General features: G+C 64.9%; 25 protein-coding genes. 16 read left to right on the forward strand and 9 right to left on the reverse strand.

All coding sequences use genetic code 11. The features are described from left to right. Positions 1-5 precede the first annotated feature (5 nt). From FYK34_RS05485 to FYK34_RS05500, 4 genes are read left to right on the forward strand one after another with little or no spacing between them, the layout of a single operon-like run. Positions 6-1,202: an NnrS family protein gene (locus FYK34_RS05485; RefSeq protein WP_149295426.1), complete on the forward strand. Its 1,197-nt coding sequence runs from the start codon at positions 6-8 to the stop codon at positions 1,200-1,202. Positions 1,203-1,223: 21 nt separating this feature from the next. Next, a complete protein-coding gene (locus FYK34_RS05490) occupies positions 1,224-1,658 on the forward strand; it encodes a hemerythrin domain-containing protein (RefSeq protein WP_149295427.1) in 435 nt (144 codons plus the stop codon). After that, a complete protein-coding gene (locus FYK34_RS05495; protein ID WP_149295428.1) occupies positions 1,648-1,860 on the forward strand; it encodes a DUF2249 domain-containing protein in 213 nt (70 codons plus the stop codon). The genes FYK34_RS05490 and FYK34_RS05495 overlap by 11 nt, the downstream gene beginning before the upstream one ends. Continuing rightward, complete coding sequence (locus tag FYK34_RS05500) at positions 1,860-3,146, forward strand: hypothetical protein (RefSeq protein WP_149295429.1); 1,287 nt, start codon at positions 1,860-1,862, stop codon at positions 3,144-3,146. Before FYK34_RS05495 ends, FYK34_RS05500 begins: the two co-directional genes overlap by 1 nt. On the opposite strand, the gene FYK34_RS05505 is transcribed toward FYK34_RS05500, so the two are convergent. Next, the gene (locus FYK34_RS05505) at positions 3,122-3,808 is read right to left on the reverse strand and encodes a Crp/Fnr family transcriptional regulator (protein ID WP_149295430.1); all 687 of its coding nucleotides are present in this window, start codon (positions 3,806-3,808) and stop codon (positions 3,122-3,124) included. The genes FYK34_RS05500 and FYK34_RS05505 overlap by 25 nt on opposite strands. An 88-nt stretch (positions 3,809-3,896) precedes the next feature. After that, the gene (locus FYK34_RS05510) at positions 3,897-4,655 is read right to left on the reverse strand and encodes an SDR family oxidoreductase (RefSeq protein ID WP_149295431.1); all 759 of its coding nucleotides are present in this window, start codon (positions 4,653-4,655) and stop codon (positions 3,897-3,899) included. 129 nt (positions 4,656-4,784) lie between these two features. Here FYK34_RS05510 and FYK34_RS05515 point away from each other — a divergent pair, with 129 nt between their 5' ends. Next, positions 4,785-5,690 carry a LysR family transcriptional regulator gene (locus FYK34_RS05515; protein ID WP_149295432.1) on the forward strand — a complete coding sequence of 302 codons (906 nt, stop codon included), beginning with the start codon at positions 4,785-4,787 and terminating at the stop codon, positions 5,688-5,690. A 31-nt stretch (positions 5,691-5,721) separates the two neighbouring features. Here the strand turns inward: FYK34_RS05515 and FYK34_RS05520 are convergent, their stop codons facing one another. Further along, positions 5,722-6,219, reverse strand: a complete 498-nt coding sequence (locus FYK34_RS05520) for a prolyl-tRNA synthetase associated domain-containing protein (protein ID WP_149295433.1) — start codon at positions 6,217-6,219, stop codon at positions 5,722-5,724. Positions 6,220-6,277: 58 nt separating this feature from the next. Further along, positions 6,278-6,838 carry a TetR/AcrR family transcriptional regulator gene (locus FYK34_RS05525; RefSeq protein ID WP_149295434.1) on the reverse strand — a complete coding sequence of 187 codons (561 nt, stop codon included), beginning with the start codon at positions 6,836-6,838 and terminating at the stop codon, positions 6,278-6,280. An 88-nt stretch (positions 6,839-6,926) separates the two neighbouring features. Between FYK34_RS05525 and FYK34_RS05530 the strand changes: the two genes are divergently transcribed. The 4 genes from FYK34_RS05530 to FYK34_RS05545 all read left to right on the forward strand — a co-directional run bounded on the left by FYK34_RS05530 (position 6,927) and on the right by FYK34_RS05545 (position 12,034). Continuing rightward, complete coding sequence (locus FYK34_RS05530; RefSeq protein ID WP_149295435.1) at positions 6,927-7,394, forward strand: nuclear transport factor 2 family protein; 468 nt, start codon at positions 6,927-6,929, stop codon at positions 7,392-7,394. Between the two features lie 102 nt (positions 7,395-7,496). Then, a complete protein-coding gene (locus FYK34_RS05535) occupies positions 7,497-8,957 on the forward strand; it encodes a TldD/PmbA family protein (RefSeq protein ID WP_149295436.1) in 1,461 nt (486 codons plus the stop codon). Further along, complete coding sequence (locus tag FYK34_RS05540; protein WP_149295437.1) at positions 8,954-10,273, forward strand: TldD/PmbA family protein; 1,320 nt, start codon at positions 8,954-8,956, stop codon at positions 10,271-10,273. Before FYK34_RS05535 ends, FYK34_RS05540 begins: the two co-directional genes overlap by 4 nt. A gap of 306 nt (positions 10,274-10,579) precedes the next feature. Continuing rightward, positions 10,580-12,034 (forward strand): aminoacyl-histidine dipeptidase, encoded by a 1,455-nt coding sequence (locus FYK34_RS05545; RefSeq protein WP_149295438.1) that lies wholly within the window; start codon positions 10,580-10,582, stop codon positions 12,032-12,034. Between the two features lie 66 nt (positions 12,035-12,100). Here FYK34_RS05545 and FYK34_RS05550 read toward each other — a convergent pair whose 3' ends face one another. From FYK34_RS05550 to FYK34_RS05565, 4 genes are read right to left on the reverse strand one after another with little or no spacing between them, the layout of a single operon-like run. Next, on the reverse strand, positions 12,101-12,676 hold the full coding sequence (locus FYK34_RS05550; RefSeq protein WP_149295439.1) for a potassium channel family protein: 576 nt from the start codon (positions 12,674-12,676) through the stop codon (positions 12,101-12,103). 2 nt (positions 12,677-12,678) lie between these two features. Further along, positions 12,679-14,529: a 1-deoxy-D-xylulose-5-phosphate synthase gene (gene dxs, locus FYK34_RS05555; protein WP_149295440.1), complete on the reverse strand. Its 1,851-nt coding sequence runs from the start codon at positions 14,527-14,529 to the stop codon at positions 12,679-12,681. Between the two features lie 60 nt (positions 14,530-14,589). Next, on the reverse strand, positions 14,590-15,486 hold the full coding sequence (locus FYK34_RS05560) for a polyprenyl synthetase family protein (protein ID WP_149295441.1): 897 nt from the start codon (positions 15,484-15,486) through the stop codon (positions 14,590-14,592). Next, on the reverse strand, positions 15,476-15,709 hold the full coding sequence (locus FYK34_RS05565; RefSeq protein ID WP_149295442.1) for an exodeoxyribonuclease VII small subunit: 234 nt from the start codon (positions 15,707-15,709) through the stop codon (positions 15,476-15,478). The genes FYK34_RS05560 and FYK34_RS05565 overlap by 11 nt, the downstream gene beginning before the upstream one ends. 152 nt (positions 15,710-15,861) lie before the next feature. Between FYK34_RS05565 and FYK34_RS05570 the strand changes: the two genes are divergently transcribed. From FYK34_RS05570 to FYK34_RS05590, 5 genes are all read left to right on the forward strand, one after another. Further along, positions 15,862-16,698, forward strand: a complete 837-nt coding sequence (locus FYK34_RS05570; RefSeq protein WP_149295443.1) for an SDR family oxidoreductase — start codon at positions 15,862-15,864, stop codon at positions 16,696-16,698. Positions 16,699-16,869: 171 nt separating this feature from the next. Then, positions 16,870-18,666, forward strand: coding sequence for an ABC transporter substrate-binding protein (locus tag FYK34_RS05575; RefSeq protein WP_149295444.1), 1,797 nt, complete (start codon positions 16,870-16,872; stop codon positions 18,664-18,666). Positions 18,667-18,719: 53 nt separating this feature from the next. Next, positions 18,720-19,658, forward strand: coding sequence for an ABC transporter permease (locus FYK34_RS05580; RefSeq protein ID WP_149295445.1), 939 nt, complete (start codon positions 18,720-18,722; stop codon positions 19,656-19,658). Between the two features lie 16 nt (positions 19,659-19,674). Further along, on the forward strand, positions 19,675-20,739 hold the full coding sequence (locus tag FYK34_RS05585) for an ABC transporter permease (protein WP_149295446.1): 1,065 nt from the start codon (positions 19,675-19,677) through the stop codon (positions 20,737-20,739). Between the two features lie 21 nt (positions 20,740-20,760). Then, a complete protein-coding gene (locus FYK34_RS05590) occupies positions 20,761-22,464 on the forward strand; it encodes an ABC transporter ATP-binding protein (protein ID WP_149295447.1) in 1,704 nt (567 codons plus the stop codon). 58 nt (positions 22,465-22,522) lie between these two features. Here FYK34_RS05590 and FYK34_RS05595 read toward each other — a convergent pair whose 3' ends face one another. Continuing rightward, positions 22,523-23,377, reverse strand: coding sequence for a LysR family transcriptional regulator (locus FYK34_RS05595; protein ID WP_149295448.1), 855 nt, complete (start codon positions 23,375-23,377; stop codon positions 22,523-22,525). Between the two features lie 88 nt (positions 23,378-23,465). On the opposite strand from FYK34_RS05595, the gene FYK34_RS05600 reads away from it, so the two are divergent. Both FYK34_RS05600 and FYK34_RS05605 read left to right on the forward strand, forming a co-directional pair. Further along, on the forward strand, positions 23,466-23,915 hold the full coding sequence (locus FYK34_RS05600) for a multidrug/biocide efflux PACE transporter (RefSeq protein WP_149295449.1): 450 nt from the start codon (positions 23,466-23,468) through the stop codon (positions 23,913-23,915). Between the two features lie 4 nt (positions 23,916-23,919). Further along, the gene (locus FYK34_RS05605; protein WP_149295450.1) at positions 23,920-24,252 is read left to right on the forward strand and encodes an SMR family transporter; all 333 of its coding nucleotides are present in this window, start codon (positions 23,920-23,922) and stop codon (positions 24,250-24,252) included. The last annotated feature ends 264 nt before the right edge of the window (positions 24,253-24,516 follow it).

Genomic DNA, 24,516 nt, shown 5'->3' on the forward strand with positions numbered 1-24,516 from the left:
CGCTCATGTTCGATTCACGTTTGTCTTCCCATGCTTTCCTGGCCGCGCCGCACCGCGTGGCCTTCTTGCCCGGCATGCTGCTGGCCGTGCTACTGCTGGCGGGCTGGAGCGCCGAACTGCTTGCGCGGTGGTCTGGCCAGTCGCTGCCGCTGGCGGTGCCGGCCATGCAAGCGCATGGTTTTCTGATGTTGTTCGGTTTCTTTCCCTTGTTCATGACTGGCTTTTTGTTCACTGCCGGGCCGCGTTGGCTGAGCGTGGCGCCGCCGGGACGCGTGGCTTATCTGACGGTGCCCGCGCTGTTGGCTTCCGGTTTGCTGCTGTGGATGGCGGGTGCGGTCTTGGGCGGCGTCTATCTCTTGACGGGCCACCTGCTGTATTGCCTGGGATTCGCTGGATTGGCAGGCGGGTTCGCCCGCTTGTTGCTGAAAAGCCAGGCGCCGGATCGCCGCCATGCCTGGGCGGTATTGTCTGCCTTTGCTTGCGGCGCGCTGGCTCTGGCTGCGGCGGCCTACTGGCTGTTCAGTGGCGACGCGCGCGGCTGGCTGTGGATGCGTGACCTGGCCTTGTGGGGCTTCCTGCTGCCGGTGTTCCTGACGGTCTGCCATCGCATGCTGCCGTTTTTCTCGGCCAATGCCTTGGCGCCCTATGCGCCGTGGCGGCCCTGGTGGCTGCTGGCCGCCATGCTGGGCGGTTCGCTGGGCCATGGCGCGCTGAGCATGGCCATGCTGCCCAGCTGGCCCTGGGATGCCGCGCTGGCCTGCCTGTTCAGCTATACCAGCTGGCGCTGGGGTTTGCGCGCCTCTTTGAGCGTCCGCCTGCTGGCCATGCTGCACCTGGCCTTCGCTTGGCTGGCCGTGGGTTTTGCGCTGTATGCCTGGCAAGGCCTCATGGGCGGCTTGGCCTGGGCGCCGCTGCACGCGGTCACCGTAGGTTTTTTTCTGACCATGCTGATCGCTTTTGTCTCGCGCGTATCGCTGGGGCATTCCGGCAGGCCGCTGCAAGCCGGCGCGGGGCTGTGGCGTTTGTATCTGGCGGCGCACTGGTTGGCGCTGGCGCGGGTCTTGGCGGATGTGTTGCCGTTGCCCTGGCGGCCGGCCTGCTACGGCATGGCGGCCTTGGGCTGGCTGTTGACGCTATTGCTGTGGGGTAGGCAGTTCCTGCCCGCGTATTTACTGCCACGGGCTGATGGCAAGCCGGGCTGAACCGAATCCGAGGAGAATGAAATGGGACCAAGCGAAATACTGACCCAGCAGCATCGCGATTGCGACGCCTTGTTTGCCGATGCGGAACAGGCGGTGCGCAATCTGGGCTGGGCGGCTGCGGACGCTGGCTTCGAGGCGATGCGAGCCGATCTGGAACGCCACTTCGCGCTGGAAGAGGACACGCTGTTCCCCGCATTTGAGCAAGCCACCGGCCTGCGCCAGGGGCCGACGGCGGTGATGCGCGCCGAACATGCCCAGATGCGCGGCTTGCTGGACGACATGGCGCAAGCGCTGGCGGCGCGCTTGCGCGACGACTATTTGGGACTGGCAGAGACATTGCTGATCCTGGCGCAGCAACACAATATGAAGGAGGAAAACATCCTTTACCCGATGTGCGAGCAGCACATAGCAGACCTGCCAGGTCTGTTGGCGCGGGAGATGCGGCATGCCGGTTGATCTGCGCCAGCTGGCGCCGCCTGAGCCAATGGAAATCATCTTGCAGCGCGCGGAAACCATGGGAGAGGGCGGGGCGGAGCAATTCATCCTGCCGCACTTCCCCGCGCCGCTGCTGCCGTTGCTGGACCGGATGAATGGCGTGCGCTACCACTTCGAGCTTTACGGCGATGGCGGCGTGTTGATGTGCCTGGAGCGGGCCTGATGCAGGGCATGCCCTCCTATGACCGGGCGCCCCCTTTGTGGCTGCCCTTGCCTTTCTTGCTTGTCGCGCCGGCGTGGCTGGGGCTGGCGGGCGCGGCGCTGATGCTGGCGGGCGCCGGTACGCTGCAACGCTTCGATCCCGCCCTGCTCGCGGCGACGCATCTGCTGGCCCTGGGCGTGCTGGGCAATGCGATGTGCGGTTCCGCCTTGCAAATCATGGCCGTGGTGGCCGGCGTCAGCTATGCGCGGCCCAAGGGCTTGTTCCGCGGCCTGTTCTGGCCGCTGCAACTGGGGTGCGGCGCCTTGGCCTGGGCGTTCTGGGCGGGCTTCTCGGCGCCGGCATTCATCATGGCCGGCGCCTGCCTGGCCTACGCCTTGTTAGGCATCGCCGCGCGCGGCCTGGCGGGCTTGGCTCGCAGCCCGGCGCGCGACGCCACCCGTCGCGGCATGGTTGTCGCGCTGCTGAGCCTCGCCATCGTGGTGGGTTTGGGGCTGGCGTTGATCGGCACGCTCGCGGCGGCTTGGCCCCTGCCGTGGCGGCGCCTGTTGGACTTGCATGTCCTGTTCGCGCTGGGCGGCTGGCTGCTGGGATTGATCATGGCGGTGGCCGTCACCGTGGTGCCCATGTTCCAGATCACCCCGCCGTACCCGTCAGGCTGGCTGCGCTGGGTGGCCTGGGCCTGGCTGGCGGCGCTGCTCATGGCCGCTTGCGGCCTGTGGCTGGAGCGTTGGCCGCTGCTCTTGCCTGCTGGCGGCTTGGCCGCGGCCTTCGCCTGGCTCACTTGGCGCTTGCAGGCGCGCAGCCGGCGTCCGCAGGACATAGGCCGCCGCTTCTGGCGATGGGCGATGGCGGCGTTGGCGCTGAGCTTGGTCATGGCCATCGCGGGCATCGTTGGCGGCGCCGCTCCGGGATTGGCCGAAGCGGCCGGCGGTCTGGCCTTGTTTGGACTGGGTGGCGGCGTGGTGTTGGGCATGTGGTACAAGATCGTGCCCTTCCTGCTGTGGCTGGATTTGCAGAAGCGCGCGCCGCGGGGCAAGAGGGCGCCGTCCTCCTTGCAACTGCTGCCGGAATCCGCGCATCGACGCTGCCTGGCCTTGTACGGCATCGCGCTGGGTCTGGGGGCGGCGGCGGTTTTGGGCGGCGCGCCGACTGCGGCGCCGGGCGTGGCGGCGATGGTCCTGGCGGCTTGCTGGTGCGGGGACAGCGCGGCGGCGATGAGGCGATATCGAATATGCCGCCGCTCTTGGACGGAGGCGTCCGCTCAGTTGGGCGCAGACACGCCGTAAGCGGCCAGGGCGCCGGGGTCGGGCAGGCGCAATTCCCGGCCATGCACTTCCAGCAGGCCGGCCTTGCTCAGCTGCTGCAATACGCGGGAAAACGTTTCCGGCGTCAGATTCAGGCGGGAGGCCACCAGGTTCTTGTTGGCTTCCAGCGTCAGCATGGCCGGTCCCTCGCCCTCCAGTTGCTGCAGCAGGTAGCCGATCACGCGCTGCAGCGCGCTTTCCACGGAGTAGCGTTCCACATCTCTCACCATGCCGTGCAGCCGCATGGACATGCCGGCCAGCATGTTGCGGGCGAAGGCCGGGTCTGCGGCCAGCGCCTGGAACACCGCGTCCGCCGCCACATGCAGCAACAGGCTGTCCTCCAGCAATTGCGCCTGCACCGGATAGGGTTTGCCCAAGAACATCACCGCCTCCGCAAAGCTTTGGCCCGGGTGAATGATCTCCACCACTTTTTCCACCCCTTGCGGCGACAGAATGGCCAGCTTGACCTTGCCATAGACCACGGCATACATGCCGTCGCAGTCGTCGCCGCGGTGAAACAGCATCTGTCCCTTTTCGGCGTGCAAGGTGCGTGTGTGCCGGCCCAGATGCGTCAATTGTTCATTTGACAGCTGCTGGAACAGCGGCTGGTGCCGCAGGTGCTGGATAGGGTCGATCTGGGACATTGCCGATTAGCCTCGCATGGTGATCATGCGATATTACCTGATCGCATCCGGCGTGAAAAAGGCCGCGCAGGGCGGCCCGGCGAGGCGATCAGCGCGAAACGAAGCCGCCGTTGATGAATAGCGTTTGCGCGGTGGTCCAGCGGTTTTCCGGCGAGACCAGATGCTTGACCAGCGGCACCAGGTCGGCCACCTGGCCCAGTTCGCCGTTGATGCTGGCGCGCTTCAGATAGGCCACGGTTTCCGGCGTTTCCACGGCGTAGAAGAACTCGGTGTCCATCGGGCCGGGCGCCACGACATTGACGGTGACGCCGCGATGGCCGATTTCCTTGGCCAGGGCGCGGGTGAAGTCCTCCAGCGGCGCCTTGCTGCCGGCGTAAGCGCCGTAGTAGCCGGTGGTGGCCGCCAAGAGCGAGGTGCCGATGCTGAGGATGCGGCCGTTGTCGCGGATGCGGCGGCCGGCTTCCTGCAGGCAGAAGAAGGCTGCCTTGGTGTTCAGCGCGAAGATGGCGTCGAATTCCTCCTCGCTCACTTCCGTGACCGGCTTCTTCACCATCATGCCGGCGGTGTTGATCAGGATGTCCAGATGGCCAAAGCGCGCTTCCACCGCGTCGAACAGGCGGCGGACCTCGGCCACCTTGGTGATGTCGGCCTGCACGGCGAAGGCCTGGCCGCCGGCGGCGTGGATCTTGGCCGCGGCGTCTTCCGCGCCGGCCCGCGACGAGGCGCTGTTGTAGTGGATGGCGACGGCGGCGCCTTCTGCCGCCAGCGCCTCGGCGAAGGCGCGGCCCATATTGCGCGACGCGCCGACGACCAGGGCGACTTGACCTGCGAATTGCGATTGGCTCATTTCACTTCTCCGTTAAGTGCCGCTGCGCGGCGTGCTGTTGACGCTTTGCAGTGTATTGCGGCCCATAACTCGGATAAATCAGGCAAATTTGATTACACTATCCATAAATTCATACTAATTGGGGCGGCAATGGATCGGATACAGGCGATGCAGGTCTTCGTCACCGTGGTGGACGCCGGGGGCTTTACTCGGGCGGCGCAGCAAATGCAGCTGCCGCGCGCCACGGTTTCCAGCGCCGTGCAGCAGCTGGAAGCGCAGCTGGGCGCGCGCCTGCTGCACCGGACGACGCGCCGCGTGCAGCTGACGCTGGACGGCAGCGGTTTTTACGAACGCTGCCGCCAGCTGCTGGCGGATTTCGAGGAAATCGAAACGCTGTTCAGCCAGCGAGGGGCCAATCCCCGCGGCAAGCTGCGCATCGACGTGCCGGGGCCGATAGGGCGGCAGGTGCTGGCGCCGGCCCTGCCTGACTTTTTCCGGCGGTATCCGGACATCGAGCTGGAGCTGGGCGTCACCGATCGTCCGGTGGACCTGATACAGGAGGGCGTGGACTGCGTGATCCGCGTCGGCGCGCTGGGGGAGTCGCGCCTGGTGGCGCGCCGCATCGGCATGATGCCGCAAGGCAATTACGCCAGTCCGGACTATCTGGCGCGCCATGGCGCGCCGCAGACGCCGGACGATTTGCCAGGCCATCAGGCGGTCAATTACGCTTCGCCGGCCTCGGGCAAGATATTCGATTGGGAGTGCCTGCAGGATGGCGCGCCGCGCGCCTGGGCGCTGCCGGCCAAGGTCAGCGTCAATCAGGTGGAGACTTATATCGCCTGCGCGCTGGCCGGGCTGGGCCTGATCCAGCTGCCGCGCTACGACGCCGCGCCGCATGTGGCGGCCGGCCGCCTGGTGGAGGTGCTGGCTGACTGTCCGCCACCGGCCATGCCGGTTTCGGTGCTGTATCCGCACCGCCGCCATCTGTCGCGGCGGGTACAGGTGTTTGTCGAATGGGCGGAGGCGTTGCTGCGCCAGCAACTGGCGCTGCAGTGAGGCCGCCTGCGGCGCATGCCGTCTAGCGAAGTCAGGCCATTCTGCGCGGCACCGCCAGGATGAGCGGGGCATGGCCGCTGTGCTGGAGCAGGCGCTCCAGGTCGGCCATCGCCAGGCTGAGCGTGGCGGTATTGACCAGCGGGTGGCACAGCAGCGCCTGCTGCGCCGCCAGCTCCGCGTCGATGACCACTTCCACCAGACGCGCGCTGTCGTTGACCGCCGCCAGCAGCGTCACCGACCCCGGTTCCAGGCCCAGATGGCTTTTCAGCCGTTCCGCCGAGGCGAAGCGCAGGCCCTTGGCGCCCAGCTGTTCGCCCAGGGCATTGATATCCACCGCAGCCGCTGCCGGCACCGCCACCAGAAAGTGGCGGCGGCCTTTGGCGTCGCACAGGAACAGGTTCTTGGTTTCCGCGCCAGGCAGGTCCGGGATCAAGCGAGCGGCTTCCTCGCAGGTGTAGACCGGCGGATGCTCGAAGCGTTGGTAGGGAATCCGCTGCTCGTCCAGCAGGCGGTACAGGGCGTGTTCCATGCGGGTGTCTCCGGCGTTTTCTTTCGTTTTCGAAACTATCACGGCCGGCGCCGGCGCGTCACCCCGCCAGTTTTCTGATCATGCTCTCCAGCGCCGCCAGCGCGGCGTCCGCCTGGCCGTCCATCTGCGCGCGCACGATGGCGCCGTCGACGGCCAGGGACAGCATGTCCGCCATTTCGGCCTGGCCGGCGCCCTCCGGCAGCCGCTCGGCGATGGCTTGCCGCATCTCGGCCTTGTGCCGCCGCGCGGCGGCGGCCACCGACGGCTCCGGGATTTCGCCCACCCCGTTGATGAAGGCGCAGCCGCGGAAGTCGTCGGCGGCCAACCATTCCCGCAGAGCGCAAGCCAGTGCGATGGGGCCGGCAGAGGCGTGGCGCGACAGCGCGTCCCGAAACCAAGCCATCCATAGGCTGTGGCGTTGCTCCAGATAGGCTTGGATCAAGTCGTTCTTACTGGGGAAGTGGCGATAGAAGGTGACCTTGGTGACGCCGGATTCGGCTATCAGCTTGTCTATGCCGGTGGCGCGCAGGCCTTCCCGATAAAACAGCCGGTGCGCGGTGGCGAGGATGCGGTCGCGGGCGGGCAACGTGGCGATGTCGTCGGCGATGTTCGTTTTCATGCGACTTATTGTAGACAGGGTTGTCTACTTCGGTCTAGACTGATTGAAGGTAGACAGATCTGTCTACTTGAAAATAAGGAAACATGACATGGAAACCCGTCCTCCGCTGCCGCGGTTCACCCGCGAAACCGCGATCGAGAAAATCCGCTTGGCCGAAGACGGCTGGAACAGCCGCGACCCGGCGCGCGTGGCGCTGGCCTACAGCCCGGACACCCGCTGGCGCAACCGCGTGGATTTTCCGCGCGGCCGGGCCGAGGCGCAGGCCATGCTGGAGCGCAAATGGAAGCGCGAGCTGGACTACCGCCTGATCAAGGAGTTGTGGGCGTTTGACGGCAACCGCATCGCGGTGCGCTTCGCCTACGAATGGCATGACGACGGCGGCCAGTGGTACCGCAGCTATGGCAATGAGAACTGGGCGTTCGGCGCGGACGGGCTGATGCTCCATCGCCACGCCAGCATCAACGACATGCCGATCCAGGAGAGCGAGCGCAAGTTCTTCTGGCCCTTGGGCCGGCGGCCGGATGGGCATCCGGGGTTATCGGACTTGGGGCTGTGACGTCCGGGCTATGAATTTTGCATGGAAGGGACTTGCATTGTGCCAACTAGAACCCATGTCATTGACATTGGCGGCGCGGCCGTCTCTTCTAGGGCTTGATTCATGTTGGATACCATCAGACAGCGCTTCCGGGCGCTGCAGCCGCAGGCGGATTTCTGCTCCCTGCGTTACGTGGAGGAGGACAGCGAGCGCCTGAGCGTGCGCCAGGGCCGCCAGCAGCCGCTGACCCGCCGGCAGGATCGCGGCGTCATGATCACCGTGCTGGATCAGGGCGGCTATGGCTACGCCGCCACGGCGGATCTGAGCGAGGCTGGGCTGCGCGCCGCCTTCGAGCGCGCCCGCGGCTGGGCGCGCGCCACCGCCGGCCATGGCGTGTTCGATTACCGGCAAATTCAGATGCCCAAGCCGCAGGGCCGTTACCAGGGCGCGGGCAGCGAGGCGGCGCAAGAATGGCCGCGCGCCGCGCTGCTGGACTTGTTGCTAAGCGAGTCCGCCGCCGCCAAGGGCGAGGATGGCCGCGTGGTGGACTGGTCGGCCGGCTTGTGGCGGCAGGATGTGCGCCAGCTTTATTTGACTTCGGCCGGCGGCGAGGCCGAGCAGCACATGCGCGCGCTGACGCCGTCCTTGGCGGTGACGGTTTTCGACAAGGGCCTGGTGCAGACGCGCAGCCTTGGCGGCCAGTACGGCGGCCTGGGGCGGCAGGGCGGCATGGAGTTGATCGCGCAGGCCGGCCTGCGCGGGGCGGGCCGCCGCGTGGCGGATGAGGCGCTGCAGCTGCTGTATGCGCCCAACTGCCCCAGCAGCCAGATGGACCTATTGCTGATGCCGGAGCAGATGATGCTGCAAATCCACGAGAGCATCGGCCACCCGCTGGAGCTGGATCGCATCCTGGGCGACGAGCGCAATTACGCCGGCACCAGCTTCGTCACCCCGGACATGTTCGGCAGCTATCGCTACGGCTCCAACCTGCTCAATGTCACCTTCGACCCCTTGCAGCGCCAGGAATTGGCCAGCTATGGCTGGGACGATGACGGCAAGCCGGCGGAAAAAGTCTGGCTGATCCAGGACGGCATCCTGCAGCGCCCGCTGGGCGGCGACATCTCGTCCGCGCGCGCCAGGCTGAACGGCTTCGCGCTGGACAGCGTGGCCAATAGCCGCGCCTGCAACTGGAACCGCGCGCCGATAGACCGCATGGCCAACCTCAATGTGGAGCCGGGCGACCAGACCTTCGAGCAGCTAGTGGCCGGCATCGGGCGCGGCGTGCTGATGCAGACCAATGTCAGCTGGTCCATCGACGATTCGCGCAACAAGTTCCAGTTCGGCTGCGAATGGGGCCAGTTGATAGAAAACGGCGAATTGAAGGGCGTGGTGCGCAACCCCAACTACCGCGGCATTTCCGCCAGCTTTTGGCGCTCGCTTAAGGCGGTGGGGGACGAGAGCACCTTCAATGTGATGGGCACGCCGTACTGCGGCAAGGGCGAGCCTAACCAGGTGGTGCGGGTGGGCCATGCCTCGCCGGCCTGCGTGTTCGGCGAGGTGGACGTATTTGGAGGAGCGGCATGATGCGCGCGCATTTGCAAAGACTGGCGGCGGCGCTGAGCGGCCTGCTGCGCCAAGGGGAAGGCTATACGCTGTGGCTGGAAGCCGAGCGCAGTGATTTCATCCGTTTCAATCACGGCAAGGTGAGGCAATCCGGCCGGGTGGAACAGGCTTATCTGGATCTGCGGTTGATCCATGGCCAGCGCCAGGCGACGCAGCAGCTGTCGCTGAGCGGCGACGACGACGATCTGGCCTTGCTGGAGGCCGCGCTGCCCGAGCTGCGCGCCGCGCTGGAGCAGGTGCAGGACGATCCTTTCCTGCTGCTGAACGAGCAGCCGCAAAGCAGCGAGCGCGTGGCCGAGCACGCGCTGCCATCGGCCGAGGCCATGGTGGCGGACATCCTGGCCGCGGCTGAGGGGCATGATCTGGTGGGCATTTTGGCCTGCGGCGAGATGAGTTTCGGTTTCGCCAACCATCTGGGCCAGTTCAACTGGCAGCAGGGCGAGAGCTGGCATTTCGACTGGAGCCTGTATTCGCACGGCGACAAGGCGGTCAAGCGCAGCCAGGCGGGAACGGCCTGGGATGCGGCGGCGCTGAAACGAAGCATAGCCGAGGCCGCCGAGCAGCTGGCGCTGCTGAAGTTGCCGGTCAAAGCCTTGGCGCCGGGCGAGTACCGCGCCTATTTCACGCCCTCCGCGCTGGGCGGCCTGCTGAACATGCTGAACTGGGGCGGGGTGTCGGAAAAAGAGGTGCGCAGCAAGCGCAGCTCCCTGTTCAAGCTGGCGGAGGGCGAGGTGCAATTGTCGCCGCTGGTCAATCTGGCCGAGGCGGGCGGCGAGGGCCTGTCGCCGCTGTTCCAGAGCGAAGGCTTCATCCGGCCGGAACGGGTGGAGCTGATTGTCGAGGGCAAGCATGGCGGCAGTCTGATCAGCCCGCGCAGCGCGCGCGAGTTCGGTCTGACGCCCAATGCCGGCAATATGGAGTTCTCCGAGTCCATGCAGCTGGCGGCCGGCGAACTGCCAAGCGACGAGGCCTTGCAGGCCTTGGGCACCGGCGTCTACCTGTCCAATCTGTGGTATCTGAACTTCTCCGACCGCGCCGCCTGCCGCATCACCGGCATGACGCGTTTCGCCTGCTTCTGGGTGGAGGACGGCAAGATCGTCGCGCCGCTGGGCGTGATGCGCTTCGACGATAGCCTGTTCAGCCTGCTGGGCGAGCAGCTGGAAGCCCTGACCGCGGAGCGCGAGCTGCTGGTGGATGCCGGCAGCTATGGCGGCCGCGCCACCATGAGCAAGCTGCTGCCCGGCGCCTTGGTCAGGGCCTTGAAGTTCAGTCTCTAAGCCGGCGCTTGCCGCCGCCTGCCCGTCGCGTGGGCGCGGCGGCGGCTTCGCCCGGCCGTCTTGCTTAATCCATGTTGTTTTTGCATGCGTCATGCTGGCTGGGGCCTGGTTTGGGCAGAAAAGTGCTTGTCTCAGGCCGATTTTGCGCGTGATTCTTTTCATCCCCGAGGCGTCGGGGTATGCTTTCTGTTCATTGCAAGCCATGCGCAGCGCCGCATGGCGCATTTCGCCGCAATGGCGAGTGCAGTACCCTGCGACGCGGCCGCTTGCATGCCGCGCCGCGATACCGAATTCAAGGAATGCGTTGTGACCGATATCGCCCAACTCGAACCCAAAGCCGTCTGGGAACACTTCCAAACCCTGTGCGACATTCCGCGCCCGTCCAAGCACGAAGAGCAGGTGCGCGACTACATGAAAGGCTGGGCGGAACTGCGCGGCCTGGAAACCATCGTGGATCAGGTGGGCAACCTGATCATCCGCAAGCCGGCCACCCCGGGCTATGAGGACCGCGCCGGCGTGGTGCTGCAAGGCCACCTGGACATGGTGTGCCAGGCCAATAGCGGCACCGAGCACGATTTCTTCAAGGACCCGATCCGTCCGGTGCTGAAGGATGGCTGGCTGATCGCCGAAAACACCACCCTGGGCGCCGACAACGGCATCGGCGTGGCGCTGGGCATGGCGGTGCTGTCCGGCGACGACGTCGCCCACGGCCCGGTGGAAGTGTTGCTGACGCTGGACGAAGAGGCCGGCATGGGCGGCGCGCTGGGTCTGGAAACCGGCCTGCTGCAAGGCCAGTACCTGATCAATATCGACACCGAAGAGTGGGGCGAGTTCTACATGGGCTGCGCCGGCGGCGTCGATGTCAACGTCAGCCGCGAATACGCGGTGGAGTCGGTTCCGGCCGGCTTCCAGACCGCCAGCCTGACCATCAAGGGCCTGAAAGGCGGCCACTCCGGCGCCGACATCCACCTGGGCCGCGGCAATGCCAACAAGCTGCTGATCCGCCTGATCCGCGAGCTGGAAGCGGAGACCGAGCTGCGCCTGGCCAGCCTGAAGGGCGGCACCGCGCGCAACGCGCTGTCGCGCGAAGCCTTTGCCGTGGTGGCCTATCCAGCCGCCGACGCCGCCAAGGTAGCCGCCAAGTTGGACGCGTTCCAGGCGCTGATGCGCTTCGAGCTGGCCGGCGTGGACGAGGGCGTGGTGGTGCTGTCCGAGGCCGCCGCCGCGAATGGCGTGCTGGCCCGCGCCGATCAAGCCGCCATCCTGGCCGCCCTGCACGCCGCGCCGCACGGCGTGAAGCGCATGAGCCAGCGCGTGGAAGGCGTGGTGGAAACCTCGAACAATCTGGGTGTGGTAACCATTGCGGACGGCAAGGTGTTCGCCAACCTGATGGTGCGTTCGTTGCTGGATTCCGGCACCTGGATGCTGGCGCGCGAAGTGGAGAGCCTGTTCAAGCTGGCCGCGTTCAAGGTGGAGATGGAAGGCGGCTATCCGGGCTGGGCGCCGAATCCGCAGTCCAAGCTGCTGGCGCTGTTCAAGGACGTATACCGCCAGGAGTTCGGCGGCGAGGCCGCGGTGCAAGTGATCCACGCCGGCCTGGAGTGCGGCATCCTGGGCTCCAAGTACCCGAATCTGGACATGGTGTCCTTCGGCCCCAATATCCGCGGCGCGCACGCCCCGGGCGAGCGCGTGGAAGTGGAATCGGTCGGCAAGGCCTGGCAGTTGCTGCAGGCGGTGCTGAAGGCGATCCCCAAGCGCTGATGCGCAAAGACGCATGGCAAAAAAGCCGGACAGTTTTCTGTCCGGTTTTTTTATTTCCGCGCCGATTTACTGCGAGTCGTGCTTGGCGGCCTGGCCGGAAAAATGCCGGCCAAAGCCCACGATCACCAGCGCGCTGGTGAAGACGATTTGCAGGTCCGCCAGCAAGCGGGTGAGCCAGTCCGTCGGGTACATGTCGCCATAGCCCACGGTGGCGGCGGTGGCGATGGACAGGTGAAAGCAGTCCAGGAACAGCAGCGCGGCTTTGCCGTAGAAGTCGGGCAGAAAGCCGCCGGCATCGTCATACAGCGGCGTCATGCCGTGGAAGACTTTGCCGTGAGGCAGCAGCAATGCGAACAGGTAGTAGACTACGGCGAATTGGATCACCAGGCCCAGGTAGAGGCCTATCAGATCGCCCAGCTGGCGTTGCCGCGGCCGCTGCAGGATGTGGCGAACGGTGCGGTAGATGGGCAGGAAAAACAGCGCCAGGGCCAGCCATTGCTCACCCTGGCGCGGCAGCGCGCCGGGCAGGTCCAGACCGCGCCACAGCCCGGTGATCAGCGCGGCGCTGCCCAGCGACAGCGCCGTGCCCGCGTGCAGTTGCAGGCGGGTGCCCAGGCTGGGAAGCGGCAGCGAGGCCTGCATGCCTAGCCGGCCAGCCGCTCGCGGATGCTGGCTTCGATGCCGGCGGCGTCCAGGCCGCAGTTCTTCAGCAGCAGCGCCGGGTCGCCATGCTCGACGTAGTCGTCGGGCAGGCCCAGCTGCAGCGCGGGCACGCTGAGACGCATGGCCTGCAGCGCCTCGAGACAGGCCGAACCGGCGCCGCCCATCACCACGTTTTCCTCCACGGTGACGATCAGCTCATGGCTTTCGGCCAATTGGCGCAGCAGCTCCGTGTCCAGCGGCTTGACGAAGCGCATGTCGGCGACGGACGCGTCCAGCGCCTCGGCGGCGGCCAGGGCAGGGTGCACCATGCTGCCAAAGGCCAGGATGGCGATTTTCTTGCCTTGGCGGCGCAGCGCGCCCTTGCCGATGGGCAGGGCCGTCATCTGCTGCTGGATTTCCACGCCGGGGCCGGTGCCGCGCGGGTAGCGCACCGCGCTGGGGCCGTTGTGCTGGAAGGCGGTGTACAGCAGCTGGCGGCATTCGTTTTCATCCGACGGCGCCATCACCATCATATTGGGCACGCAGCGCAGATAGCTGAGGTCGAAGGCGCCGGCATGGGTCGGGCCATCGGCGCCCACCAGGCCGGCGCGGTCAATGGCGAACATCACCGGCAGATTCTGCAGCGCCACGTCGTGGATCAGCTGGTCGTAGCCGCGCTGCAGGAAGGTGGAGTAGATCGCCACCACGGGTTTCAGGCCATCGCAGGCCATGCCGCCGGCGAAGGTCACCGCGTGCTGTTCGGCGATGGCCACGTCGTAGTAGCGGTCCGGGTGCTCTTTTTCGAAGCGCACCATGCCGGAGCCTTCGCGCATGGCCGGCGTGATGCCCACCAACCGTTTGTCCAGCTTGGCCATGTCGCACAACCAGTCGCCGAACACCTGGGTGTACTGCGGCTTGCCCGCGCCGCCCTTGCCGCTGGCCAGGCCGTTGGCGGGGTCGAACTTGGTGACGCCGTGGTATTTGACCGGGTCGTTCTCGGCCAGCTTGTAGCCCTGGCCCTTCTTGGTGACGATGTGCAGGAACTGCGGACCCTTCAGGCTCTTGATGTTCTTCAGCGTGTCCACCAGCACGTCCACATCGTGGCCGTCAATCGGCCCGATGTAGTTGAAGCCGAATTCCTCGAACAGCGTGCCCGGCGTGAAGAAGCCCTTGACGTGCTCCTCCATCTTGCTGGCGATTTCCTTCAATGGCGGGGCGATGCCCAGCACCTTGCTGGAGCCTTCGCGCATGGCCGCGTAGAAGCGGCCGGACATCAGCTTGGCCAGGTAGTTGTTCAACGCGCCGACGTTGGGCGAGATCGACATGTCGTTGTCGTTGAGGATGACCAGCAGGTCGGTGTCCATCGCGCCGGCGTTGTTCAGCGCCTCGAAGGCTTGGCCGGCGGTCATCGCGCCGTCGCCGATGATGGCGACGCTCTTGCGCTCCACGCCCAGGGTCTTGGCTGCCACCGCCATGCCCAGCGCGGCGCCGATGGAGGTGGAGGAGTGGCCGACGCCGAAGGTGTCGTAAGGCGATTCTTCGCGCTTGGGGAAGCCGGCCAGCCCGCCGAACTGGCGCATGGAGCCCATTTGCTCGCGGCGGCCGGTCAGGATTTTGTGCGGGTAGGTCTGGTGGCCCACGTCCCACACCAGTCGGTCATGCGGGGTGTCGAACACATAGTGCAGGGCGATGGTCAGCTCTATGCTGCCCAGATTGGACGCGAAGTGGCCGCCGGTCTTGCTGACCGACTCCACCAGGAACTCGCGCAGCTCGCGCGCCAGTTGCGGCAGCTGGGCGCGATTCAGCTGCCGCAGGTCGGCGGGGCTGTTGATGGTTTCAAGCAGAGAATACATGGTTCTGGTTCTGCGGGTGGGCTCGCCGGGCGGTGGGCCGCCCTGTTGTTTGCGAGCGGTTCAAAACGAGCGGGCGACGATGTAGTCGGCCAGTTGCTTCAGGCGCTCCGCCTGCGGGCCGAAGCCCTGCAGCGCGGCGAACGCCTGGTCGTGCAAGTCCTTCGCCATGCGCTTGGCCTCGGCGAGGCCCAGCAGGCTGACGTAGGTGGGCTTGTCGTGGGCGGCGTCCTTGCCGGCGGTCTTGCCCAGCGTGGCGGTGTCGGCCTCGCAATCGAGGATGTCGTCCACCACCTGGAAGGCCAAGCCCACGCGCTTGGCGAAGACGTCCAGCGCCTCCTTTTCTTCCGCGCTCAGCTCGCGGCCGGCCATGGCGCCCATCATCACCGCCGCGCGGATCAGCGCGCCGGTTTTCAGCATGTGCATGAACTCCAGCTCGGGCAGCGTCAGCGGCAGGCCGACGCTGGCCAGGTCTATCGCCTGGCCGCCCGCCATGCCGGCGTGGCCGGAAGCGTGGGCTAAGGAGCGCACCATTTCCAGCTGGCTGGCCGGCGCGATGCCGGGCAGGGGCTGGGCAATCAGCTCAAAGGCGCGGGTTTGCAGCGCGTCGCCCACCAAGAGCGCGGTGGCGTCGTCATACGCCACGTGGCAGGTGGGCTTGCCGCGGCGCAGCACGTCGTCGTCCATGCACGGCATGTCGTCGTGCACCAGCGAGTAGGCGTGGATCATTTCCAGCGCCGCGCCGACGCGGGCCAGATTCTCCTGCGATGCGCCCACCAGTTCGCCGGCGGCGAAGACCAGCAGCGGCCGCACGCGCTTGCCGCCTTCCAACGTGGCGTAGCGCATGGCTTCGTGCAGTTTTTGCGGCGCGCAATCGGCGGAGGGCAGCAGCCTCTCCAGCGCGGTTTCCATGTATTGCTGGATGGCAGTCATCCAGCCGATGAAGGTTTCATTGGCCATTGGGCAGATCCAGCGCCTTCAGTTCGTTGTTTTCCAGGACTTTCAACTGCTGCTCCGCGTCGGTCAGCTTGCCCTGGCAGAACTTAATCAATTCGGTGCCTTGCTTGTAGGAGGCAAGGGCTGTTTCCAGCGGCATGTCGCCGCTGTCCATCGCCTGGATGATGTCCTCCAGCTGGGCTAGCGCGCTCTCGAAACTGGCCGGAGCTTTGGCGGCTTTTGCCATGGCGGTCTTCCTCGTGCGTGTCAGGCCGCCATTCTAGTCCAATTTCAAGTCGAAACGACAGTGGCGTCGGCCATTGTTTACCGGAGGGGACATTCCGGCGCGGAGGCGATTGGTGTAGGGTGTCGGCCTGGTTTATCGACGAAAGGCATGCCATGACCGTCCAGAAGCGCTCCATATTGATCACCGGCTGCTCCAGCGGCATCGGCTACCATACCGCCAAACTTTTCCATGAGAAGGGCTGGCGGGTGTTCGCCACTTGCCGCCGGGAGGCGGATGTGACGCGGCTGCGGGCGGAGGGCTTCGACAGCTTGCGCCTGGATGTGGACGATACGGCATCCATCCAGTCCGCGCTGCAAGACGTGCTGGCGCAGACCGGCGGCCGGCTGGACGCGCTGTTCAACAATGCCGGCTTCGGCCAGCCCGGAGCGGTGGAGGATATTACGCGCCAGGCCATGCGCGAGCAGTTCGAGACCAATCTGTTCGGCCCCTGGGAGCTGACCAACGCCGTGATGAAGACCATGCGCGCGCAGGGCCACGGCCGCATCGTGTTCAATAGCTCCATCCTCGGTTTCGCCGCCATGCGCTGGCGCGGCGCCTACAACGCCAGCAAGTTCGCCATGGAAGGCCTGTGCGATACCTTGCGCCATGAGCTGCACGGCACGGACATTCATGTGTCGCTGGTGGAGCCGGGACCGATAGAAAGCCGCTTCCGGCCCAACGCCTTGCAGAAATTCCTGCAGAACGTGGACATCGAAGGCAGCGCGCACCGCGACAATTACCAGAAACAGCTGGAAAGGCTGAAGAAAGAAGGCCACGCCGCGCCGTTCACCCTGCCTGCCAGCGCAGTGGCGGAGGCCGTCTGGCAAGCCGCGACCAGCCGACGGCCGCGGGCGCGTTACCGCGTGACGTTTCCCACCAAACTGTATTGGGCCCTCAAGCGAGTGCTGCCGCAAAACTTGTTCGACCGAGCATGCCGCGCCGCAACATGATGGTCTAGCCACAGCTTCGCAAATTAGTTGATGCCGTTTTGATAATTTTTTGTTGATCCGCGTAGCCGAATGGCTTTACATTCATTCCCGCTCGTCATGGCTGGCAGCCATGGCGGCGAGAACAAGGGGAGGCCCACGCAGGCCTTTCGCTACGAAGGAGAACAGAACAAGATGAAGCACCTCAAATGGCTGCCCGCGCTGCTGGTGGGCGCCTCGCTCATGCCTTTTGCGCATGCGGCCGATCCCGCCAAAGTGCTGAGAGTAGCGTTTGCCGCGCCGGAAACCGGTTTTGATCCGGGCAAGGTCAATGATGTCTATTCGATAGGTGTGATCGAAAATATTTTCGATCCCTTGCTGCGATACGATTATCTGGCCAGGCCGCTAAAATTGAAACCGAATACGGCGGCGGCCATGCCGGAAATCTCGGCTGACGGCAAGGTGTACACCATCCGGATCAAGCCGGGCATCTATTTTGCCGACGATCCGGTTTTCAAAGGCAAGAAGCGGGAGTTGACCGCGGCGGACTATGCCTATTCCTTCAAACGCTATGCGGACCCGGTGGTGAACTCCCCGGTCGCCAATATGCTGACGGATTGGATAGCCGGCTTGGCCGAGGCGGGCGCCCGCGCCTCCAAGACCGGCAAATTCGACTACGATGCGCCGATCTCGGGTCTGCAAGTCCTAGATCGCTATACCTTGCGCCTGACGCTGGTCAAGCCCAACTATATTTTCCTCTACACGCTGGCCGCCAAGCAGTTTGGCGCGGTGGCGCGCGAAGCCATCGAGGCCTACCACAAGGACACACTGTCGCATCCGGTCGGCACCGGCCCCTTCATGCTGAAGGAATGGAAGCAGGGCAGCAAGATCGTATTGGTGGCCAATCCGTCCTATCGCCGGCCAGTGTTCGATGGCGAGCCGACGGCTGATCCGGAAGATCAGAAGATCGCCCACGATTTGGCCGGCAAGCGCCTGCCGCTGGTGGATCGCGTGGAAATCCGGGTGATAGAGGAAGACCAACCGCGCTGGCTGTCCTTCCTGAACAAGCAGCTGGACATTGTCGGCGTGCCCAAGGCCGCCATGAAAACCGCGCTGCACGTCAGCGACAACGATCCGTTCCAGACCACATTGAATCCGGTGCTGGCCAAGCGCGGGCTGCGGCTGTCCCATGTCTTGAATCTCGACGTCACCTACGCCTTCTTCAATATGCAGGACCCGGTGGTGGGTGGTTACACCAAGGACAAGATCGCCTTGCGCCGAGCCATCGCCATGGCCTACCCGCTGAAGCAGGAAGTATTGCCGCTGATTTACGGCAACCAGGCCATCCCGATGCAGGGTGTGGTGTCTACCGGCATGGCCGGCTCCAGCCCTAATTTCCAGGGGCAGGTCAAGTACGATCCGGCCACGGGCAACGCCTTGCTGGACCAGTTTGGCTACAAGATAGGCGCCGACGGCTATCGGACGCTGCCTAGCGGCAAGCCGCTGGTGATCGAGCAGGCGACCCAGGCGTCCGCCTCCGACAAGCAGTTCAATCAGATTTGGCAGAAAACTTTCGATGACTTGCATATCCGGGTCAAATTCAAAGTGGCCAAATGGAACGAGAATCTGAAGTCGGCGTACGCGCACAAGCTGCAAATGTGGAGCCTGGGCGGTTCGGCCGCCATGCCGGACGGCGATGATTCCATGATTGAATTGTGGAGCCAGAGCATACCCAGCGGCAGCAACCTGTCCGCTTTCAGCCGGCCCGCATTCGACCGGGCTTTCGAGGCGTCGAGAATGATTCCTCCCGGTCCCGAGCGCGAGGCCAAGTTCGAGACGATGAACCGGGTGGTCGCCGCTTATCAGCCCTATGTGCTGGGGGTGACGCGCTTCACCAATTCCTTGTCGCAAGGCTATGTCAAGGGCTACAAACCGCATCCGATTTCCACGGTGGGCGGCTTCTGGCGTTTCGTGGACATCGCCAAGCACTGATTTGGATTTGAATCGATCTTTGCGTTCCGCGCGACGCAAAGGGAGGAAATGACATGTTTGCATTCATCACTCGCCGCATCTGGCAAATGATTCCGACCATGCTCGGCGTCATGTTGCTGGTGTTCGTGCTGTTCAACTGGGTGGGCGGCGACCCCACCTATATTTTGGAAGGCAAGCGGCTGACGCCGGAAATGCTGGCCAATATCCGCGTGCAACTGGGCCTGGACAAGAGCGTGCCCGAGCAATTTTTGTTGTTCGTGAAGCAGGTGCTGACTTATGACTTCGGCAACTCCTGGGCCACCCAGCACTCGGTGACGCATACCCTGGCCACCCGCGTGGGCCCGTCTGTGACGCTGGCCGGCAGCCTGCTGGTGTTGGAGCTGCTGACCGCCTTGCCGATTGCGGTTGCCGTGGCCTATTTCCGCGGCAGCCTGACCGATCGTCTGGTGACCTTGATCTGCACCGTGGCCATGTCCGTCAGTTCCCTGGTCTACATCATCGTCGGCCAGTACCAGCTCGGCTTCGCCTGGGACCTGTTCCCGGTGATGGGTTGGGACGACAGCATGCTGGCCAATCTGTTCGTCTATCTCCCGCTGCCGCTGCTGCTCGGCCTGCTGGTGTCGCTGGCGCCCAGCGTGCGCTTTTATCGCAGCTTCGTGGTGGAAGAACTGAACCACGACTACGTGCGCACCGCGCGCGCCAAGGGTTTGTCTGAACCCAAGGTGCTGTTCAAGCATGTGCTGCGCAATGCGCTGATCCCGGTGGTGACCAACATCACCATGTCGCTGCCTTTCCTGATGCTGGGCTCCATGCTGTTGGAGCGTTTCTTCGGCATTCCGGGCATGGGCAACGAGCTGCTGAACGCGGTGGACAAGAGCGACTTTCCGGTGATCAAGGCCATCACCATCACCATCGCCGGCGCGGCCATGGTGTTCAACCTGCTGGCGGACATCCTCTACAAGTGGATCGACCCGCGCGTGCAGTTGAAGTAAGCGGAGGAGAACCATTATGACAACATTGCAGAATACCGCCGGCGTCGCGCCGTCCGCCGCGCCGTCCCGCAGCCTGTGGGCGCTGGGCTGGCAAAGACTGAAACGGGACCGCGTCGGCTTCGTATCGCTGTGGATCGTGCTGGCCTTCATGCTGCTGGCCATCGGCGGCTGGCTGGGCCTGATAGGCAAGGGCTGGAACGACGAGATCGCCGTGTCCTACGCGCCGCCTACCTTCCTGTACCACAAGCAGCAGGCAGCGGTTGCCGCGCATTCGCACAAGCCGGCGGTGCCCGCCGTGGCTACCGAGGGGCTGTTGCCTTCGGAGGACCCGATTTGGGCGGAGACGCAGATCGCCATTCAAAACCGCGCCAAATACGTGGTGCCGGAAGTGAAAAAGGCCGATTCGCTGACCTTCGGCGCCGATCAACGCGGCCGCGACATCCTGGACAAAGTGATCAAGGGCACTTCCACCTCGATGTTCGTCGGCGTGTCCGGCGCCTTGCTGTCCATCCTGATCGGCACGGTGCTGGGCGGCATGGCCGGTTTCTTCGGCCGCAAGACCGACGATTTCCTGATGTGGTTCTACAGCGTGTTCACCGCCATGCCTGACATGCTGCTGCTGCTGGCCTTCGCCGCGGTGGCCGGCCGCGGCCTGGGCACGGTGATCCTGGTGCTGTCGCTGACCAGTTGGACCGGCACGTTCCGTCTGGTGCGAGCCGAGTTCATCAAGCTGCGCTCGCGCGAGTTCGTGCAGGCGGCTGACGCCATCGGCGCCAGCAGCGCGCGCCGCATGTTCGTGCACATCCTGCCCAATATCTCGCACCTGCTCTTGGTACAGTTCTCCCTGCTGATGGTGGGTCTGATCAAGTACGAGGTGATCTTGTCCTTCCTGGGCTTCGGCGTGGACGTGCGTCAGGTCAGCTGGGGTTCCATGCTGTCCGAGGTGCCGGAAGAACTGATGCAGGGCTATTGGTGGCAACTGGCCATGGTGGTGGTGTTCATGTCGCTGCTGGTCACTGCCTTCAGCATGCTGACCGACGCCCTGCGCGACGCGCTGGACCCGCGCGCGGCGGCGAAGTGAGCGGGATGAGGAGAAACAGAAATGAGCGATAACAACATCCTGCTGTCGGTGCGCAACCTGCGCGTGCGTTTCCGCCAGGAAAACGGCGGCCGCTTCGAGGCCTTGAAGGGCGTGAGCTTCGATATCCCGGCCCACCGCACGGTGGCGCTGGTGGGCGAATCCGGCTCCGGCAAGTCGGTGACGTCGATGGCCATCATGCAGCTCTTGCCGCCGCAGACCAGCGAGATCGACCCGGCGTCCGAGCTGCGCTTCGCCGGGCGCGACCTGCTGAAGCTGAGCGCGTCGGAGCTGCGCCGCCTGCGCGGCAAGGACATCGCCATGATCTTCCAGGAGCCGATGAGCTCCCTGAACCCGGTGTTCACCGTGGGCGAGCAGATCGTGGAAACGCTGACGCTGCACGCCGGCCTGTCGCGTTCCGCCGCGTGGAAGCGCGCGGTGGAGCTGTTGACCGAGGTGGGCCTGCCGGAGCCGGAGAAGCGGGTGAAGAGCTACCCGCACGAGCTGTCCGGCGGCCAGCAGCAACGGGTGATGATCGCCATCGCCATCGCCTGCGAACCCAAGCTGTTGATCGCCGACGAGCCGACCACGGCGCTCGATGTCACGATTCAGAAGCAGATTCTGCAATTGATCGCCGACCTGCAGAAGAAGCACGGCATGTCGGTGCTGTTCATCACCCACGACCTGGGGGTGGTGGGCGAGTTCGCCGACGAAGTGGTGGTGATGCGCCACGGCGTGATCCGCGAGCAGGGCACGGTGAAGCAGATCTTCGAGAACCCGCAGGACGCCTACACCAAGGCGCTGCTGTCGTGCCGTCCGCACCTGGACCGCCGCCCGGCCAGGCTGGCGGTGATCGACGACTTCCTGAGGCCGGAGCCGTACGTGGAGCCGCCGCACCGCGAGCGCGGCTACGCGGCGGGCGACGAGATCGTGCTGGACGTGCAGGGCCTGTGCAAGAGCTTCGACATCCGCGAAGGCTTGTTCGGCAAACGGCAGTTCCACGCGGTGAAGGACGTGTCCTTCCAGCTGGCCAAGGGCAAGACCCTGGGCATCGTCGGCGAGTCCGGCTCCGGCAAGACCACGGTGGGGCTGACCCTGGTGCGCTTGCACCAGGCCACGGCCGGCCGGGTATTGTTCCACGGCCAGGACCTGATCGGCATGAGCGCCAAGGCGTTCCACGCCTACAAGAAGCGCATCCAGATCATCTTCCAGAACCCGTACGCGTCCTTGAATCCGCGCTTCACGGTGGAGCAGATCCTGACCGAGCCGATGCAGCTGCACGGCATCGGGCAGGACGCCGGCCAGCGCCGCCGTCTGGCGCAAGACCTGCTGGACAAGGTAGGGCTGCCGGCCGGGGCCTTGGCCAAGTACCCGCACGAGTTCTCCGGCGGCCAACGCCAGCGGATCGCCATCGCGCGCTGCCTGACGCTGAAGCCGGAAGTGCTGATCTGCGACGAATCGGTGTCGGCCCTGGACGTGTCGGTGCAGGCGCAGGTGCTGAACCTGCTGCAGGATCTGCAGGACGAATTCAAGCTGTCCTATCTGTTCATTTCGCACGATCTGGCGGTGGTGAAGCACATCTCGGACCAGGTGCTGGTGATGAACAAGGGGCAGGTGGTGGAGCAGGCGGACGCGGACGTGATCTACCGCGAGCCGAAGGATGGCTACACCAAGAAGCTGCTGGGGGCGATCCCGCAGGGCTGGAGTCCGGCGCTGGCGCTGGCTTGAGCGCGAGTCTGATCGGCATCAAAGCAAACCGGCCCCTTGGGCCGGTTTTGTCTTGTCCTCAGGCGAGGTGTTCGCGCAGCCAGCTGGCAGCCGGCCCCAGTGGCCGGCTGCATGCCCAAACCAGGTCCACCGGCAGGCGTTGGGGCCAACCAGGCGCGGCCAGCTGTTTCAGTTCGCCGCCGCCGAAGCTTTTGACCAGCCAGCAGGGCAGCTCGGCCCAGCCTACGCCCAGCCGCGCCATGTCCAGCAACATCAGGTAGCTGGGCGCATACCATTGGCGCTGGCCCGAGTGGGGCGGCGTTTTATCTCCATAGGTATTCAGCCTGAGCTGCCTATGCCGGCTCAATTGCGTGTCGTCGACATGAGGCAGGGCGGCCAGGGGATGGCCGTGGGCGGCGTATAGCGCCAGCTCGCTGGCGTCGCGCAGGCGCTGGCGGCGGATGTCGGGCGGATAACGGTCCATGGCGCCCACCAGGCCCAATTGGGCGCGGCCGGACAGGATCAAGTCCAGGACGTCCTCCTGCTCGCCCACCAGACACTCCAGCTCCAGCATGGGGAAGCGTTCTTCCAGCCGGCAGGCGACCTTTTCCAGGGTCTGAGACTGAAAGGTGTCGGACAGCACGATGGTCAGCCGGGCTTCCACCCCCGCTTGCAATTGCGCCGCTTGCTGGCGCAGGTCTTGGCTGGCCGCCAGGAGTTGGCGCGCCTGAGGCAGCAGTAGCTGGCCTGCCGCGCTGAGTCTGGGTTGGCGCGTCGCGCGGTCGAATAGCGGGTTGCCCAGGTCGATTTCCAGGTTGGCGATGGCTTCGCTGATGGTGGACTGGCTCTTGCCCAGGCGGCGCGCGGCGGCGGAGAAAGAGCCGAGCTCGGCGGCGTAGACGAAGGCGGATAGGGCATCTAGAGAGAAATTCATATCGGATTTTCCGATGACTATTATTTTTATAATATCCGTTTTTCCTATCATAATCCGCCGCATCGCACTTTTTTGATGGGAGAAGTCCATGCTTGCGAGCGACAAGAAACTGGGCGAACGGATACTGCACGCGGTGCTGTACGAGGCCTGCGCCATGGCGCTGCTGGTGCCGCTGGCGGCCATGCTGATGCAAGAGAATGTGCTGCATATGGGCGCGCTGGCGCTGATGATGTCCACGGTGGCCATGTTGTGGAATATGGTGTTCAACGCTTGGTTCGAGCGGCTGGAAAAGCGGTTTGGCTGGCGGCGCACGGTGGCCGTGCGTAGCGCGCATGCGCTGGGCTTTGAGGGCGGCCTGGTGGTCATGTTGGTGCCGCTGGCCGCGTGGTGGCTGGGCGTGGGTTGGTGGCAGGCTTTGCTGCTGGACCTGGGCTTCTTTGTGTTTTTCCTGCCGTATACCTATGTGTTCAACTGGCTGTACGACCACCTTCGCGCTCGCCTGCTGGCGCGGCGGGGCTTGGCGGCAGCTATGGAGTGATGGCATGAAGATATGGTTGTTTCTGATGGGGGCCATCGTGTCCGAAGTGGTGGCTACTTCGGCGCTGAAGGCGTCGGACGGCTTTACCCGATTGTGGCCGTCCCTGCTGACTGCTGGCGGTTATCTGCTGGCTTTTTACCTGCTGTCCCAAACGCTGCGCCACATCCCGGTGGGCGTGGCTTACGCCTTGTGGTCCGGCATCGGCATCGTGCTGGTTTCGCTGATCGCCTGGTTGCTGTATGGCCAGAAACTGGATCTGGCCGCCGTGGCTGGCATGGGCCTGATCATCGCCGGCGTGGCGGTGATCAACCTGTTCTCCCGCGCAGCCGCGCATTGAGCGAAAACCGCGCCGCGCCTCATCCCTGTAAAAGCGCGATCCCTGTGCCAATATGGAATGGACTGGCACGCATTTTTGCGTGCTTGACATGCGTAAGCAGAATAAATGTATCGGGATGAGTCTGTGTTGAGAACCGGCGGGCTTTGAGCGCCGGATCGAGTGCACGGCAGGAATCAGCCAATCGGATGCGCTATACAGAGCGCAGTGCCGGCCGCAAGGCGGGCGAGGGCGGCTGGTGGCCGGCGTAGGCCGGCGTGGCGGGGC

The organism is Chromobacterium paludis, assembly GCF_008275125.1.
In the GTDB taxonomy this organism is placed as follows: domain Bacteria; phylum Pseudomonadota; class Gammaproteobacteria; order Burkholderiales; family Chromobacteriaceae; genus Chromobacterium; species Chromobacterium paludis.